Below are 16,080 nucleotides of genomic sequence, written 5' to 3'. Positions count from 1 at the left end.
TGGTTTTTCATCGTCAATACAAGAAAAGGGAAAAAAGCAGCAAACTTCGGTTGAAAAAGCCGCTATGATCGCCGGATAATCGTTTGCTTTTTTTTTACCACCCGTTTTGTATGCGCGGAGCTAAACGTTTGCTTTTTTGCGACGCCCCACATTGTCGCAAACCTGAAGCAGGAAGATAACGTTTCGCTGGCAGGGGATTGTCCGCCACGCATCTTGACGAAAAATAAACTCTCAGGGGATGTTTTCTATGTCTACGCCATCAGCGCGTACCGGCGGTTCACTCGACGCCTGGTTTAAAATTTCACAACGTGGAAGCACTGTCCGTCAGGAAGTGGTTGCCGGGTTAACAACGTTTCTGGCGATGGTCTACTCGGTCATCGTCGTTCCGGGCATGCTGGGTAAAGCAGGCTTCCCACCAGCAGCAGTTTTTGTTGCGACCTGTCTGGTTGCCGGGATTGGTTCTATCGCGATGGGGCTGTGGGCCAATTTGCCGCTGGCTATCGGTTGCGCTATCTCCCTGACCGCGTTTACTGCATTCAGCCTGGTGCTGGGGCAGCATATTAGCGTTCCGGTCGCGCTGGGCGCCGTGTTCCTGATGGGGGTGCTGTTTACAGTCATTTCTGCAACGGGTATCCGTAGCTGGATTTTGCGCAACTTGCCTCACGGTGTGGCGCACGGTACGGGGATTGGTATCGGCCTGTTCCTGCTGCTGATTGCTGCGAATGGTGTTGGCCTGGTCATTAAAAATCCGCTCGACGGTCTGCCGGTTGCGCTGGGTGATTTCGCCACCTTCCCGGTCATTATGTCGCTGGTAGGTCTGGCGGTGATCGTCGGTCTGGAAAAACTGAAAGTGCCGGGCGGCATTCTGCTGACCATTATCGGTATCTCGATTGTGGGCCTGATCTTCGATCCTAACGTTCATTTCTCCGGCGTTTTCGCTATGCCGTCACTGAGCGATGAAAATGGTAACTCGCTGATTGGTAGCCTGGATATTATGGGCGCGCTGAATCCGGTGGTACTGCCGAGCGTACTGGCGCTGGTGATGACGGCGGTCTTTGATGCGACCGGAACCATCCGTGCAGTCGCCGGTCAGGCTAACCTGCTGGATAAAGACGGGCAGATCATTGATGGCGGTAAAGCGCTGACCACCGACTCCCTGAGCAGCGTTTTCTCAGGCCTGGTGGGGGCGGCTCCGGCCGCGGTATACATTGAGTCTGCGGCGGGTACGGCAGCGGGTGGTAAAACCGGTCTGACGGCAATCACCGTTGGCGTGCTGTTCCTGCTGATTCTGTTCCTCTCTCCGCTCTCTTACCTTGTTCCAGGTTACGCAACGGCTCCGGCGCTGATGTATGTTGGCCTGCTGATGTTGAGCAACGTGGCGAAAATCGACTTTGCTGATTTTGTCGATGCGATGGCGGGGCTGGTGACGGCGGTATTCATTGTACTGACCTGTAACATCGTGACCGGCATTATGATCGGTTTCGCGACCCTGGTTATTGGCCGTCTGGTTTCTGGCGAATGGCGTAAGCTGAACATTGGTACGGTTGTTATCGCCGCGGCACTGGTGACCTTCTACGCGGGTGGCTGGGCTATCTAATCTTTAATAAGATTCTGAAAACGGGTGGCAATGGCTGCCCGTTTTTATTTTCTCCGTACATTGTGTGAGCTTTTGCGATATTCTGAAAAAACTGAGAATTCAGGCATAACGCCTTTCTCAAACCATAAAACATCGCAAACAGGGAACGCATGGAAATCTTCTTTACCATACTGATAATGACCCTCGTGGTTTCGCTGTCCGGGGTGGTCACTCGTGTCATGCCCTTTCAGATTCCGCTTCCGCTTATGCAAATCGCCATTGGTGCGCTACTGGCGTGGCCGACGTTTGGTTTGCATGTGGAGTTTGATCCTGAACTCTTTTTAGTTTTGTTTATTCCGCCGCTGCTCTTTGCTGATGGCTGGAAAACGCCGACCCGTGAATTTCTCGAACATGGTCGGGAGATCTTCGGTCTTGCGCTGGCGCTGGTGGTAGTCACCGTAGTCGGCATTGGCTTCCTCATTTACTGGGTGGTGCCAGGCATTCCGCTAATTCCGGCCTTTGCGCTGGCGGCGGTGCTCTCTCCGACCGATGCCGTGGCGCTCTCCGGGATTGTTGGCGAAGGGCGAATACCGAAAAAAATCATGGGCATTTTGCAGGGCGAAGCGTTGATGAATGACGCCTCCGGCCTGGTGTCGCTGAAGTTTGCCGTGGCAGTCGCGATGGGAACGATGATCTTCACTGTTGGCGGTGCGACGGTCGAATTTATGAAAGTCGCGATCGGCGGTATTCTCGCGGGGTTTGTGGTGAGCTGGCTATATGGTCGCTCGCTGCGCTTCCTGAGCCGCTGGGGCGGCGATGAACCTGCGACACAGATAGTCCTGCTGTTCCTGCTGCCGTTCGCCTCTTATCTGATTGCCGAACATATTGGCGTTTCCGGTATCCTTGCGGCAGTTGCTGCCGGGATGACCATTACCCGTTCAGGCGTGATGCGCCGTGCGCCGCTGGCGATGCGTCTGCGTGCGAACAGCACCTGGGCGATGCTGGAGTTTGTCTTTAACGGCATGGTGTTCTTGCTGTTGGGCCTGCAACTGCCGGGCATTCTGGAGACGTCGCTGATGGCGGCAGAGATCGACCCGAACGTCGAAATCTGGATGCTGTTTACCGACATCATCTTGATTTACGCAGCGCTCATGCTGGTCCGTTTCGGCTGGCTGTGGACGATGAAAAAGTTCAGTAACCGCTTCCTGAAGAAGAAACCGATGGAGTTTGGTTCGTGGACCACACGAGAAATTCTTATCGCGTCTTTTGCCGGGGTTCGCGGGGCTATCACCCTGGCTGGTGTGCTCTCTATTCCGCTGCTGTTGCCGGATGGCAACGTCTTCCCGGCGCGTTATGAGCTGGTGTTCCTGGCGGCTGGCGTCATTCTCTTCTCGCTGTTTGTTGGCGTGGTGATGCTGCCTGTTCTGCTGCAACACATTGAAGTCGCAGATCATTCTCAGCAGCTGAAAGAGGAACGCATTGCGCGCGCGGCAACGGCAGAAGTGGCGATTGTGGCGATCCAGAAAATGGAAGAGCGACTGGCGGCGGACACTGAAGAGAATATCGACAACCAGCTGCTTACCGAAGTCAGCTCTCGCGTCATCGGTAACCTGCGTCGTCGCGCCGACGGCCGAAACGACGTTGAAAGTTCTGTCCAGGAAGAGAACCTGGAGCGTCGCTTCCGTCTGGCGGCGTTGCGCTCAGAACGTGCGGAACTTTATCACCTGCGCGCCACGCGGGAGATCAGCAACGAAACGCTGCAAAAGTTGCTACACGATCTCGATCTGCTGGAAGCGTTGTTAATAGAAGAGAACCAATAACGCTTTGGCGGTGTAATCGGTAAAAAGGTGCAGTACATTGCACCTTTTTACCGTTGGTCAGGTGACCAGAGGCTAGTGGAGATTAATGCGCGCGGCCCTGCTCAACGCCAAAGCCGGTCTGGGAACGGATAAATTGCGCACGGAACAGTTCACGCTCGCGCGCCCCTTCCGCTGAATTATCGGTTGCCGAGAAGAACCAGATGCCGAGGAATGCCACGCTGATTGAGAACAGCGCCGGGTATTCGTACGGGAAGATGGCTTTTTCGTGACCGAGGATCTGTACCCAAATCGTTGGGCCGAGGATCATCAGTACTACCGCAGTAATCAGCCCTAACCAGCCGCCCATCATTGCGCCACGAGTAGTCAACTTCGACCAGTACATGGAAAGCAGAATGATTGGGAAGTTGCAGCTCGCGGCGATGGCAAACGCCAGGCCCACCATGAACGCGATGTTCTGATTCTCAAACAGCACGCCGAGGATAATGGCAATCACGCCGAGGATCAGCACGGTGATTTTCGAGACTCGCAGCTCTTCACGTTCGGTTGCGCCTTTTTTGAAGACGTTAGCGTACAGGTCATGCGAAACCGCGGAAGCGCCCGCCAGCGTCAGACCCGCAACTACCGCGAGGATAGTGGCGAAAGCAACCGCTGAAATAAAGCCGAGGAACAGGTTGCCGCCCACCGCATTGGCCAGATGAACTGCCGCCATGTTGTTACCACCAATCAGATGGCCCGCAGCGTCTTTATATTCCGGATTCGCACCGACCAGCATGATCGCGCCAAAGCCGATAATAAAGGTCAGGATGTAGAAGTAGCCCATAAATCCGGTAGCGTAGAACACGCTCTTACGCGCTTCGCGTGCATCGCTGACCGTAAAGAAGCGCATCAGAATATGCGGCAAGCCAGCCGTACCAAACATCAGCCCAAGCCCCAGAGAGAGCGCGGAGATCGGATCTTTCACCAGTCCGCCCGGTTTCATGATGTCGACACCTTTTGGGTGTACCGCCATCGCTTCGCTGAACAGATTGTTGAAGCTAAAGCCGACGTGTTTCATCACCATAAAGGCCATAAAGCTGGCACCGAACAGCAACAGAACGGCTTTGATAATCTGCACCCAGGTGGTCGCCAGCATGCCGCCGAACAGGACGTACATCATCATCAGCACGCCAACCAGCACCACCGCAATGTGATAGTTAAGGCCGAACAGCAGTTCAATCAATTTACCTGCGCCGACCATCTGGGCGATAAGGTAAAGCGCTACCACCACCAGAGAACCACAAGCCGAAAGAATACGAATCGGCCCTTGTTTCAGGCGGTAAGAAGCCACATCCGCAAAGGTATAGCGGCCCAGGTTACGCAGACGTTCAGCAATCAGGAACAGAATGATTGGCCAGCCCACCAGGAAGCCCAGCGAGTAGATCAGCCCGTCATAGCCGGAAGTAAACACCAGCGCGGAGATCCCCAAAAATGAGGCGGCAGACATATAGTCCCCGGCAATCGCCAGCCCGTTCTGGAAGCCAGTGATATTGCCGCCTGCGGTGTAGTAGTCATTACGAGAACGTACGCGTTTTGACGCCCAGTAGGTAATGCCGAGCGTGAACACGACGAAAATCAGGAACATAATAATCGCCTGCCAGTTTGTTGGCTGGCGCTCAACGGCCCCGCTAATAGCATCCGCGGCGTTAGCTGCGAAAGGGAGTGTGGCGGCAAGCGCCGTCAGAACTCTTTTCATGATGCTTGTACCTCATGCAGGACTTCATTATTTAGACGGTCGAATTCGCCGTTCGCCCGCCAGATGTAGATACCAGTGAGAACAAAGGAGATAACAATGACCCCAACGCCAACGGGAATACCGCGTGTGACGCTGGTGTTCGGATTCAGCGGGGTGCCCAGCCAGCCGGGCGCGAAGGCGATCAGTAAAATAAAGCTGATATAAACTGCCAGCATAATAATCGACAGGATGGTGGCAAACCGTTGCCGTTTTTCGACTAACTCCCTGAAATGCGCATTGTCTTCTATCCGCTGATAAATCGTACCATTCATCACAGATTCTCCAGAGGTAATGTAGGGATTGTTTTAATTCCCGCTCCCTTATGGGAGAAGGTTAACGCTCGGGTAACCCTTGCCGAATGTAGGCCGGATAAGGCGTTCACGCCGCATCCGGCAACCAGTGCCTGATGCGCCGCTGTCGCGTCTTATCAGGCCTACAAACCGTTACCGACTCACATCGGGCAATTGTGGGTTACGATGGCATCGCGATAGCCTGCTTCTCTTCAAGCAGCTTCTCGACCACGCCAGGATCGGCAAGCGTCGAGGTATCGCCCAGGTTGCTGGTATCGCCCGCCGCAATTTTGCGCAGAATACGGCGCATAATTTTGCCGGAGCGGGTTTTAGGCAGGGAGTCGGTCCAGTGCAGCACGTCTGGCGTCGCCAGCGGGCCAATCTCTTTACGCACCCAGTTGCGGACTTCTGCGTATAGTTCTGGTGACGGTTCCTCCCCGTGATTAAGCGTGACGTAGGCGTAGATCGCCTGACCTTTAATATTGTGCGGAATACCCACCACGGCGGCTTCGGCAATCTTCGGATGCGCCACCAACGCCGACTCAATCTCCGCCGTCCCCAGACGGTGACCAGAGACGTTCAGCACGTCGTCCACGCGCCCGGTGATCCAGTAATAGCCATCTTCATCGCGACGCGCGCCGTCGCCGCTGAAATACATATTTTTGAAGGTGGAGAAGTAGGTCTGTTCAAAACGTTCGTGATCGCCAAACAGCGTACGCGCCTGACCCGGCCAGGAATCGGTGATCACCAGACTGCCTTCAGCGGCACCTTCTTGTGGATTACCTTCGTTATCCACCAGCGCCGGTTGTACGCCGAAGAACGGACGCGTTGCAGAACCGGCTTTCAGTTCGGTCGCCCCAGGCAGCGGCGTAATCATGAAACCGCCAGTTTCGGTCTGCCACCAAGTGTCGACCACCGGGCATTTCTCGTTGCCGATCTTCTTCCAGTACCACTCCCACGCTTCCGGATTGATTGGCTCGCCCACGGAACCGAGAATGCGTAGCGACGAACGGTCGGTGCCTTCAATCGCTTTATCGCCTTCCGCCATCAGCGCGCGAATCGCCGTTGGCGCGGTGTAAAGAATATTGACCTGATGCTTATCCACCACCTGCGCCATACGGGCAGGCGTCGGCCAGTTCGGTACACCTTCAAACATCAGCGTGGTCGCGCCGCAGGCCAGCGGGCCGTACAGCAAATAACTGTGTCCGGTAACCCAGCCCACATCAGCGGTACACCAGTAGATATCGCCCGGATGATAATCAAAGACATATTTAAAGGTCAGCGCCGCGTACACCAGATAACCGCCGGTAGTGTGCAGCACGCCTTTCGGCTTACCGGTAGAACCGGAGGTGTAGAGAATAAACAGAGGATCTTCGGCGTTTATCTCTTCCGCCTGATGCTGATCGCTGGCTTGCTCAACCAGGTCGTGCCACCACAGGTCGCGCCCTTCCTGCCAGTCGATTTTTCCGCCAGTACGCTTCAGTACCACCACATGTTCAATGCTGGTGACGTTCGGGTTTTTTAGCGCGTCATCAACGTTTTTCTTCAGCGGAATACTACGCCCGGCGCGCACACCTTCGTCGGAAGTGATCACCAACCGTGAGTTAGAATCGATAATGCGTCCGGCAACGGCTTCCGGCGAGAAGCCGCCGAAAATTACCGAATGCACCGCGCCAATGCGGGCGCAGGCCAGCATCGCGACCGCAGCTTCCGGTACCATCGGCATATAAATCGCCACCACATCACCTTTTTTAATGCCCAGCTCGAGCAGGGTATTGGCGAAGCGGCAGACGTCGCGGTGCAGCTCTTTATAACTAATATGTTTGCTCTGACTGGCGTCATCGCCTTCCCAGATAATAGCGGTACGATCGCCGTTTTCTTGCAGATGGCGGTCAAGGCAGTTTGCCGCCAGATTCAGCGTGCCGTCCTCGTACCATTTAATGGACACATTACCGGGGGCAAAGGAGGTGTTTTTCACCTTCTGGTACGGTTTGATCCAGTCGAGAATTTTTCCCTGTTCGCCCCAAAAGGTATCTGGTGCGTTAATTGATTGTTGGTACATCGCTTCGTACTGCTGAGGGTTTATCAGGCAATGGTCTGCGATGTTGGCAGGAATGGTGTGTTTGTGTATTTGGCTCATGCTTTTGTTCTCCTTGTAGGATGTTAATAATATGTGTCATAAGCGTTAAATGTAGGGGTATTGGCAGTTTTGTTTAGTATTTGGGCGGCAGATCACGCAAAAGTAGAATTGTGCAAATAAACGACAGGATTATTTTTGAAGGACACCAACAAAAGTTGGCATTTTCTTTCTGGAACATGCAGTTATGCATGTGTTTGAAATGGAGGAAATTATCGGCTAACTCTAAAGTGGTATTTCACATGCACTTACAATTGATTAAAGACAACATTCACAGTGTGGTTATTTGTTACACATAGGGGCGAGCAATGTCATGACAGTGTATGTGCGGTTACTGTCATGAAAAAACAATAAAAACTGCCATTGCCTCAATGGCAAAATTTGGATAAAGCCCCTATGACAAGGATAAAAATAAACGCACGCCGTATCTTCAGCTTGTTGATTCCTTTTTTCTTTTTCACTTCTGTTCACGCTGAACAAACGGCCGCTCCCGCGAAACCTGTAACTGTGGAAGCGAAGAATGAAACCTTTGCCCCACAGCATCCCGATCAATATCTCTCCTGGAAAGCCACCTCGGAACAGTCAGAGCGTGTTGACGCTCTGGCGGAAGATCCACGGCTGGTGATCCTGTGGGCGGGGTATCCCTTCTCGCGCGATTACAACAAGCCGCGTGGACATGCCTTTGCTGTGACCGATGTGCGTGAAACTCTGCGTACCGGTGCGCCGAAAAATGCCGAAGATGGTCCGCTACCGATGGCATGCTGGAGTTGTAAAAGCCCGGATGTGGCGCGCCTGATCCAGAAAGACGGCGAAGATGGCTACTTCCACGGTAAATGGGCGCGCGGCGGCCCGGAAATCGTCAACAACTTAGGTTGTGCCGACTGCCATAACACCGCCTCACCAGAGTTCGCCAAAGGTAAGCCGGAGTTAACCCTTTCCCGTCCATATGCGGCGCATGCAATGGAAGCCATTGGCAAACCTTTTGAGAAAGCTGGACGTTTCGACCAGCAATCGATGGTTTGCGGTCAGTGCCATGTGGAGTATTACTTCGACGGCAAAAACAAAGCCGTTAAATTCCCGTGGGATGACGGCATGAAAGTCGAAAATATGGAGCAGTATTACGACAAAATTGCCTTCTCTGACTGGACTAACTCCCTGTCGAAAACGCCAATGCTGAAAGCGCAGCACCCGGAATATGAAACCTGGACAGCGGGCATTCACGGCAAAAACAACGTGACCTGTATCGACTGCCATATGCCAAAAGTGCAGAACGCCGAAGGCAAACTCTACACCGACCATAAAATTGGTAATCCGTTTGATAACTTCGCCCTGACTTGTGCGAACTGCCATACCCAGGACAAAGCCGCCTTGCAAAAAGTTGTCGCGGAACGTAAGCAGTCGATTAACGACCTGAAAATCAAGGTTGAAGATCAACTGGTTCACGCTCACTTCGAAGCGAAAGCTGCACTGGACGCAGGCGCGACGGAAGCCGAAATGAAGCCGATTCAGGACGATATCCGTCATGCCCAGTGGCGTTGGGATCTGGCGATCGCTTCCCACGGTATTCATATGCACGCACCGGAAGAAGGTCTGCGGATGCTCGGTACTGCGATGGATAAAGCGGCGGATGCGCGTACCAAACTGGCGCGTTTGCTGGCGACCAAAGGCATCACCCATGAAATCCAGATCCCGGATATCTCGACCAAAGAGAAAGCCCAGCAGGCAATTGGCCTGAACATGGAGCAAATCAAAGCCGAGAAACAGGATTTCATCAAAACGGTGATCCCGCAGTGGGAAGATCAGGCACGTAAAAACGGTCTGTTAAGCCAATAATCCCCGTTCCGCCTCGCAAGGGGCGGAAAACAAAATGGAGTGAATATGAGCGTATTACGTTCGTTATTAACTGCTGGGGTGCTGGTGTCGGGCCTGTTGTGGAGCCTGAACGGAATTACCGCTACCCCTGCGGCGCAGGCATCTGGCGATCGCTACGAAGTTACCCAGCAGCGTAACCCGGATGCCGCCTGTCTGGACTGTCATAAACCAGATACCGAAGGTATGCATGGCAAACATGCTTCCGTTATCAACCCGAATAACAAACTGCCGGTCACTTGCACCAACTGTCACGGCCAGCCATCACCGCAACACCGCGAAGGGGTGAAAGATGTGATGCGCTTTAACGAGCCGATGTACAAGGTTGGAGAGCAGAACAGCGTCTGTATGTCCTGCCATCTACCGGAACAGTTGCAAAAAGCGTTCTGGCCGCACGATGTTCACGTAACCAAAGTGGCGTGCGCCAGCTGCCATTCCCTGCATCCACAGCAAGATACGATGCAGACGTTAAGTGACAAAGGACGGATCAAGATTTGCGTCGATTGCCACAGCGATCAGCGCACCAATCCGAACTTTAACCCGGCGTCTGTTCCGTTGCTTAAGGAGCAGCCATGACCTGGTCACGTCGCCAGTTTCTCACCGGCGTCGGTGTGCTGGCAGCCGTTAGCGGCACCGCGGGGCGCGTGGTGGCGAAAACGTTGAATATCAATGGGGTGCGTTACGGCATGGTGCATGACGAGTCGTTATGTATCGGCTGTACCGCCTGTATGGATGCTTGTCGGGAAGTGAACAAGGTGCCGGAAGGTGTCTCGCGCCTGACGATTATTCGTAGCGAGCCGCAGGGCGAATTTCCTGATGTGAAATATCGCTTCTTCCGTAAGTCTTGCCAGCACTGCGATCATGCGCCGTGCGTTGACGTCTGCCCAACGGGTGCCTCTTTTCGCGATGCCGCCAGTGGGATTGTCGATGTTAATCCGGATCTCTGCGTCGGTTGTCAGTACTGCATCGCCGCCTGTCCGTACCGCGTGCGCTTTATCCATCCGGTCACGAAGACAGCGGACAAATGCGATTTCTGCCGCAAGACTAATTTGCAGGCCGGTAAGTTACCCGCGTGCGTTGAAGCTTGCCCGACGAAGGCGCTGACGTTTGGCAATCTGGACGATCCCAACAGTGAGATTTCACAACTGCTGCGCCAGAAGCCCACTTACCGCTACAAGCTGGCGCTGGGAACCAAACCGAAGCTGTACCGCGTGCCGTTTAAATACGGGGAGGTGAGCCAATGACTCAGGCTTCCGCATTTCATTTTGAATCGCTGGTGTGGGACTGGCCGATTGCCATCTATCTGTTTTTGGTGGGGATCTCTGCCGGACTGGTGACGCTGGCGGTGTTGCTGCGTCGCTTCTACCCGCAGGCGGGTAGTGCAGACAGTACGTTGCTGCGCACCACGCTGATTGTCGGGCCTGGCGCAGTGATCCTCGGCCTGCTGATCCTCGTCTTTCATCTGACGCGTCCGTGGACCTTCTGGAAGCTGATGTTCCACTACAGTTTTACCTCGGTGATGTCGATGGGGGTGATGCTGTTTCAGCTCTACATGGTGGTGCTGGTGCTGTGGCTGGCGAAAATCTTTGAACACGATTTGCTTGCCCTGCAACAACGCTGGTTGCCGAAGTTGGGGAGCGTGCAAAAGGTCTTGAGCCTGCTGACGCCCGTTCATCGCGGACTGGAAACGTTGATGCTGGTGCTGGCGGTGCTGCTGGGGGCTTATACCGGCTTTCTGCTGTCGGCGCTGAAATCGTATCCGTTCCTCAATAACCCGATCCTGCCTGTGCTGTTCCTCTTCTCCGGCATCTCGTCCGGTGCGGCGGTGGCGCTGATCGCCATGGCGATACGCCAACGCAGTAACCCGCATTCCACGGAAGCGCACTTTGTTCACCGGATGGAAATCCCTGTGGTATGGGGTGAAATTTTCCTGCTGGTGGCGTTTTTTGTCGGTCTGGCGCTGGGCGATGACGGTAAAGTGCGTGCGCTGGTGGCGGCATTGGGTGGCGGTTTCTGGACGTGGTGGTTCTGGCTTGGTGTCGCTGGGCTGGGGCTGATTATGCCAATGTTGCTCAAACCGTGGGTCAATCGCAGTTCCGGCATTCCTGCCGTGCTGGCGGCGTGTGGGGCCAGCCTGGTCGGCGTGTTGATGCTGCGCTTTTTCATTCTCTACGCCGGACAGTTGACGGTGGCGTAAGCCAGAAAAGAGGTGGTTTCTGGACGTATTCCTTCCTGAAGTCGGTTTTCTGGCGTTGTTGTTAAGTCTCGGGGTCAACGTGTTGACCCCGTTGATGACCTTCGCGGGAGTGCGGTTACGCTGGCCTGCCATGATGCGGCTCGCCAGCATTGGCATTCTGGCGCAGTTCACACTCCTGCTGCTCGCCTTTGGCGTACTGACGTATTGTTTTCTCATCAGCGATTTCTCGGTCATTTATGTCGCACAACATAGCTACAGCCTGCTGTCGTGGGAACTCAAACTGGCGGCGGTGTGGGGCGGTCATGAAGGTTCGTTGCTACTTTGGGTACTGTTGCTTTCCGCCTGGAGCGCGCTGTTTGCCTGGCATTATCGGCAGCAAACCGATCCGCTATTTCCGCTGACGCTAGCCGTTTTATCTCTCATGATCGCCGCACTGCTACTGTTTGTGGTGCTGTGGTCCGATCCCTTCGTGCGGATATTCCCCCCAGCAATCGAAGGCCGCGATCTTAATCCGATGCTGCAACATCCCGGTCTTATCTTTCATCCACCGCTGCTTTACCTTGGCTATGGCGGTTTGATGGTGGCGGCGAGCGTGGCGCTGGCGAGTTTACTGCGCGGCGAGTTTGATGCGGCCAGCGCCCGAATTTGTTGGCGCTGGGCGTTACCTGGCTGGAGCGCATTAACGGCGGGGATCATCCTCGGTTCCTGGTGGGCCTATTGCGAACTCGGCTGGGGCGGCTGGTGGTTCTGGGATCCGGTGGAAAACGCCTCTTTATTACCCTGGCTTTCTGCCACTGCGCTGCTGCACAGTTTATCCCTGACACGCCAGCGGGGGATTTTCCGCCACTGGTCGCTGCTGCTGGCGATCGTTACTCTGATGCTGTCGCTGCTGGGGACGTTGATTGTCCGTTCTGGCATTCTGGTTTCGGTTCATGCGTTCGCGCTGGATAACGTCCGCGCCGTGCCGTTGTTCAGCCTGTTTGCGCTGATTAGCCTTGCGTCTCTGGCTCTGTATGGCTGGCGAGCGCGGGACGGTGGCCCGGCGGTGCGTTTTTCAGGGTTATCGCGAGAAATGTTAATCCTCGCTACGCTGTTGCTGTTTTGCGCGGTGCTACTGATCGTGCTGGTGGGAACGCTTTATCCGATGATTTACGGCTTGCTGGGCTGGGGACGCCTCTCCGTTGGCGCGCCATATTTTAACCGCGCGACGTTACCGTTTGGTCTGTTGATGCTGGTGGTGATTGTGCTGGCGACGTTTGTCTCTGGCAAACGCGCGCAGCTTCCGGCGCTGCTGGCGCATGCGGGCGTGCTGTTATTTGCCGCGGGGATCGTGGTTTCCAGCGTCAGCCGTCAGGAGATCAGCCTGAATTTACAGCCGGGGCAGCAGGTAAAACTGGCAGGATACACCTTCCGGTTTGAGCGCCTCGATCTGCAAGCCAAAGGCAATTACACCAGCGAAAAAGCGATAGTGGCACTGTTTGACCATCAGCAACGTATTGGTGAATTAACGCCGGAGCGGCGTTTCTATGAAGCACGCCGTCAGCAAATGATGGAGCCGTCAATTCGCTGGAACGGCATCCATGACTGGTATGCGGTCATGGGCGAGAAAACCGGAGCGGATCGTTACGCTTTTCGTTTGTATGTACAAAGCGGTGTGCGCTGGATCTGGGGGGGAGGATTGTTGATGATTGCAGGCGCATTGTTAAGCGGATGGCGGGGGAGGAAGCGCGATGAATAAAGGGTTTCTCACTTTGCTGCTGCTATTTACCTGTTTTGCGCACGCTCAGGTCGTAGACACCTGGCAATTCGCCAATCCGCAACAACAGCAACAGGCGTTAAATATTGCCAGCCAGTTACGCTGCCCGCAGTGCCAGAATCAGAACTTACTGGAATCCAACGCGCCAGTGGCGGTCAGTATGCGCCATCAGGTTTACAGCATGGTGGCGGAGGGGAAAAACGAAGTTGAAATCATTGGCTGGATGACCGAACGCTACGGAGATTTTGTTCGCTATAACCCTCCGTTAACTGGTCAGACGCTGGTGTTGTGGGCGCTGCCAGTGGTGTTGTTACTGCTGATGGCACTGATCCTCTGGCGAGTGAGGGCGAAGCGATGAAACAGCCTCAAATACCGGTGAACATGCTGACAACACTCACGATTTTGATGGTATTTCTCTGTGTCGGCAGTTATCTGTTAAGTCCAAAATGGCAGGCGGTACGTGCGGAGTATCAGCGTCAGCGCGATCCGCTACATCAGTTTGCCAGCCAGCAAACCCCGGAAGCGCAGCTTCAGGCATTGCAGGATAAAATCCGCGCCAATCCACAAAACAGTGAACAGTGGGCGTTGCTGGGCGAGTACTATCTGTGGCAAAACGATTACAGCAATTCGCTGCTGGCGTACCGTCAGGCGTTGCAACTACGTGGTGAGAACGCTGAACTGTATGCGGCGCTGGCGACGGTGCTTTATTACCAGGCCAGCCAGCATATGACCGCCCAGACTCGCGCAATGATCGACAAAGCCCTCGCGCTGGACAGTAATGAAATCACCGCCCTGATGCTGCTGGCTTCAGATGCGTTTATGCAGGCGAATTACGCGCAGGCCATCGAACTATGGCAAAAAGTGATGGATTTAAACTCACCACGAGTTAACCGAACACAGCTGGTTGAGTCGATTAATATGGCAAAACTGCTGCATCGGCGAGCGGATTAATCATTCAGTGTTGAAGATTATGTTATTGAGATGTGTAAAAAATAATCGAATGAACACATGCAAAAAATAATCACCAATCAGTATTATTGCAAATTAAACAAATAAAAATCTTTTCATAACAAATAGTTATTCATTAATTTTGCCATAAAGTCGCGTTATTATGCATTAATGCAGCGAAAAGCTCTGTTGTTAAAGGGTTGCGCAACATACCGCGCAAATGATACTGATCATAAGCGTTAAAAAAATCCACAAACCAACGCAACACAATCCATACCCTGCAGTTTATAACGTTCTTGCGTTTTTGAACGGGGAACGGCGTTCCACTGAGGAAGTCAATCGTATGAAAAATATAAAAATCAGCCTTGCCTGGCAGATACTCATTGCTATGGTGCTGGGCATTCTCCTGGGAAGTTACCTGCATTATCACAGCGACAGCCGTGACTGGTTAGTCGTTAATTTTCTCTCCCCGGCAGGTGATATCTTTATCCACCTGATTAAAATGATCGTTGTGCCGATCGTGATTTCCACGCTGGTGGTCGGTATCGCGGGTGTCGGCGATGCCAAGCAGCTTGGGCGAATTGGCGCGAAAACCATTATCTACTTTGAGGCGATCACCACTGTCGCCATCATCCTGGGGATCACCCTGGCGAACGTCTTCCAGCCTGGAGCAGGGGTCGATATGTCACAGCTGGCGACTGTCGATATCTCGAAATATCAGAGCACCACGGAAGCGGTACAAAGCAGTTCTCACGGTATTATGGGGACGATTTTGTCGCTGGTGCCGACGAACATTGTGGCATCGATGGCGAAAGGCGAAATGCTGCCAATCATCTTCTTCTCGGTGCTGTTTGGTCTGGGGCTTTCCTCCCTGCCCGCGGCGCATCGCGAACCGCTGGTGACCGTGTTCCGCTCCATCTCTGAAACCATGTTTAAAGTGACGCACATGGTGATGCGCTATGCCCCAGTGGGGGTGTTCGCGCTGATTGCGGTGACGGTGGCTAACTTTGGTTTCTCTTCTCTGTGGCCACTGGCGAAACTGGTGCTGCTGGTACATTTCGCCATTCTGTTCTTCGCGCTGGCGGTGTTGGGAATTGTGGCGCGCCTGTGCGGGTTAAGTGTCTGGATCTTGATTCGTATTCTGAAAGATGAGTTGATTCTGGCGTACTCCACTGCCAGCTCAGAAAGCGTACTGCCGCGAATTATTGAGAAGATGGAAGCCTACGGCGCCCCGGCATCGATCACCAGTTTCGTGGTGCCGACCGGTTACTCTTTTAACCTTGATGGTTCGACGCTGTATCAAAGTATTGCCGCTATTTTCATCGCGCAGTTGTATGGCATTGACCTGTCTATCTGGCAGGAAATCATTCTGGTGCTGACGCTGATGGTGACCTCGAAAGGGATTGCTGGCGTGCCGGGCGTGTCGTTTGTGGTGCTGCTGGCGACGCTGGGCAGCGTAGGTATTCCGCTGGAAGGTCTGGCGTTTATTGCTGGTGTTGACCGTATCCTCGACATGGCACGTACCGCGCTGAACGTAGTGGGTAATGCGCTGGCGGTGCTGGTGATTGCCAAGTGGGAACACAAATTTGACCACAAAAAAGCGATGGCCTACGAGCGTGAAGTGCTGGGCAAATTTGATAAGACTGCGGATCAGTAATTGAAGATTGCCGGGGACATCCACCCGGCAATGTGTGGATGCCTGATGTGACGCTTACC

General features: G+C 54.0%; 13 protein-coding genes. 10 read left to right on the top strand and 3 right to left on the bottom strand.

Going from position 1 to position 16,080, the window contains the following annotated elements:
* Positions 1-247 precede the first annotated feature (247 nt).
* Entirely contained in the window at positions 248-1,597 is a 1,350-nt protein-coding gene (gene ghxP / locus FEK66_RS05400) for a guanine/hypoxanthine transporter GhxP (RefSeq protein ID WP_130205830.1), read from the top strand.
* A gap of 149 nt (positions 1,598-1,746) precedes the next feature.
* The gene (locus FEK66_RS05395) at positions 1,747-3,396 is read left to right on the top strand and encodes a Na+/H+ antiporter (protein ID WP_130205832.1); all 1,650 of its coding nucleotides are present in this window, start codon (positions 1,747-1,749) and stop codon (positions 3,394-3,396) included.
* A gap of 82 nt (positions 3,397-3,478) precedes the next feature.
* Here FEK66_RS05395 and actP read toward each other — a convergent pair whose 3' ends face one another.
* The 3 genes from actP to acs all read right to left on the bottom strand — a co-directional run bounded on the left by actP (position 3,479) and on the right by acs (position 7,597).
* Positions 3,479-5,128, bottom strand: a complete 1,650-nt coding sequence (actP, locus tag FEK66_RS05390; protein ID WP_000832550.1) for a cation/acetate symporter ActP — start codon at positions 5,126-5,128, stop codon at positions 3,479-3,481.
* Positions 5,125-5,439 carry a DUF485 domain-containing protein gene (locus FEK66_RS05385; RefSeq protein ID WP_001337746.1) on the bottom strand — a complete coding sequence of 105 codons (315 nt, stop codon included), beginning with the start codon at positions 5,437-5,439 and terminating at the stop codon, positions 5,125-5,127. Before FEK66_RS05385 ends, actP begins: the two co-directional genes overlap by 4 nt.
* Positions 5,440-5,638: 199 nt before the next feature.
* Complete coding sequence (acs, locus tag FEK66_RS05380) at positions 5,639-7,597, bottom strand: acetate--CoA ligase (RefSeq protein ID WP_130205834.1); 1,959 nt, start codon at positions 7,595-7,597, stop codon at positions 5,639-5,641.
* Between the two features lie 393 nt (positions 7,598-7,990).
* On the opposite strand from acs, the gene nrfA reads away from it, so the two are divergent.
* The 8 genes from nrfA (at position 7,991) to gltP (ending at position 16,021) form a co-directional block, all read left to right on the top strand.
* A complete protein-coding gene (gene nrfA, locus FEK66_RS05370) occupies positions 7,991-9,427 on the top strand; it encodes an ammonia-forming nitrite reductase cytochrome c552 subunit (protein ID WP_135495161.1) in 1,437 nt (478 codons plus the stop codon).
* Positions 9,428-9,472: 45 nt separating this feature from the next.
* Positions 9,473-10,039, top strand: a complete 567-nt coding sequence (nrfB, locus tag FEK66_RS05365) for a cytochrome c nitrite reductase pentaheme subunit (RefSeq protein WP_135495160.1) — start codon at positions 9,473-9,475, stop codon at positions 10,037-10,039.
* Positions 10,036-10,707: a cytochrome c nitrite reductase Fe-S protein gene (nrfC, locus tag FEK66_RS05360; RefSeq protein WP_000220281.1), complete on the top strand. Its 672-nt coding sequence runs from the start codon at positions 10,036-10,038 to the stop codon at positions 10,705-10,707. Before nrfB ends, nrfC begins: the two co-directional genes overlap by 4 nt.
* Positions 10,704-11,660: a cytochrome c nitrite reductase subunit NrfD gene (gene nrfD / locus FEK66_RS05355; protein WP_135495159.1), complete on the top strand. Its 957-nt coding sequence runs from the start codon at positions 10,704-10,706 to the stop codon at positions 11,658-11,660. The genes nrfC and nrfD overlap by 4 nt, the downstream gene beginning before the upstream one ends.
* 19 nt (positions 11,661-11,679) lie before the next feature.
* Positions 11,680-13,398, top strand: a complete 1,719-nt coding sequence (locus tag FEK66_RS05350; RefSeq protein WP_135495158.1) for a heme lyase CcmF/NrfE family subunit — start codon at positions 11,680-11,682, stop codon at positions 13,396-13,398.
* The gene (gene nrfF, locus FEK66_RS05345) at positions 13,391-13,774 is read left to right on the top strand and encodes a heme lyase NrfEFG subunit NrfF (protein WP_135495157.1); all 384 of its coding nucleotides are present in this window, start codon (positions 13,391-13,393) and stop codon (positions 13,772-13,774) included. Before FEK66_RS05350 ends, nrfF begins: the two co-directional genes overlap by 8 nt.
* Positions 13,771-14,367 (top strand): heme lyase NrfEFG subunit NrfG, encoded by a 597-nt coding sequence (gene nrfG / locus FEK66_RS05340; protein WP_135495156.1) that lies wholly within the window; start codon positions 13,771-13,773, stop codon positions 14,365-14,367. The genes nrfF and nrfG overlap by 4 nt, the downstream gene beginning before the upstream one ends.
* A gap of 340 nt (positions 14,368-14,707) precedes the next feature.
* Entirely contained in the window at positions 14,708-16,021 is a 1,314-nt protein-coding gene (gene gltP, locus FEK66_RS05335) for a glutamate/aspartate:proton symporter GltP (protein ID WP_130205847.1), read from the top strand.
* The last annotated feature ends 59 nt before the right edge of the window (positions 16,022-16,080 follow it).

The sequence above is a fragment of the Escherichia sp. E1130 genome (genome assembly GCF_005781065.1).
In the GTDB taxonomy this organism is placed as follows: Bacteria; Pseudomonadota; Gammaproteobacteria; order Enterobacterales; family Enterobacteriaceae; genus Escherichia.
Note: the sequence above shows the minus strand (reverse complement) of the source record. Positions and strands in the feature narration are given on the sequence as shown.

Excerpts from the sequence above, each read along its gene's own strand:
- ghxP (WP_130205830.1), top strand. The coding sequence starts at position 248 with ATGTCTACGCCATCAGCGCGTACCGGCGGTTCACTCGACGCCTGGTTT.
- FEK66_RS05395 (WP_130205832.1), top strand. The coding sequence starts at position 1,747 with ATGGAAATCTTCTTTACCATACTGATAATGACCCTCGTGGTTTCGCTG.
- actP (WP_000832550.1), bottom strand. The coding sequence starts at position 5,128 with ATGAAAAGAGTTCTGACGGCGCTTGCCGCCACACTCCCTTTCGCAGCT.
- FEK66_RS05385 (WP_001337746.1), bottom strand. The coding sequence starts at position 5,439 with ATGAATGGTACGATTTATCAGCGGATAGAAGACAATGCGCATTTCAGG.
- acs (WP_130205834.1), bottom strand. The coding sequence starts at position 7,597 with ATGAGCCAAATACACAAACACACCATTCCTGCCAACATCGCAGACCAT.
- nrfA (WP_135495161.1), top strand. The coding sequence starts at position 7,991 with ATGACAAGGATAAAAATAAACGCACGCCGTATCTTCAGCTTGTTGATT.
- nrfB (WP_135495160.1), top strand. The coding sequence starts at position 9,473 with ATGAGCGTATTACGTTCGTTATTAACTGCTGGGGTGCTGGTGTCGGGC.
- nrfC (WP_000220281.1), top strand. The coding sequence starts at position 10,036 with ATGACCTGGTCACGTCGCCAGTTTCTCACCGGCGTCGGTGTGCTGGCA.
- nrfD (WP_135495159.1), top strand. The coding sequence starts at position 10,704 with ATGACTCAGGCTTCCGCATTTCATTTTGAATCGCTGGTGTGGGACTGG.
- nrfF (WP_135495157.1), top strand. The coding sequence starts at position 13,391 with ATGAATAAAGGGTTTCTCACTTTGCTGCTGCTATTTACCTGTTTTGCG.
- nrfG (WP_135495156.1), top strand. The coding sequence starts at position 13,771 with ATGAAACAGCCTCAAATACCGGTGAACATGCTGACAACACTCACGATT.
- gltP (WP_130205847.1), top strand. The coding sequence starts at position 14,708 with ATGAAAAATATAAAAATCAGCCTTGCCTGGCAGATACTCATTGCTATG.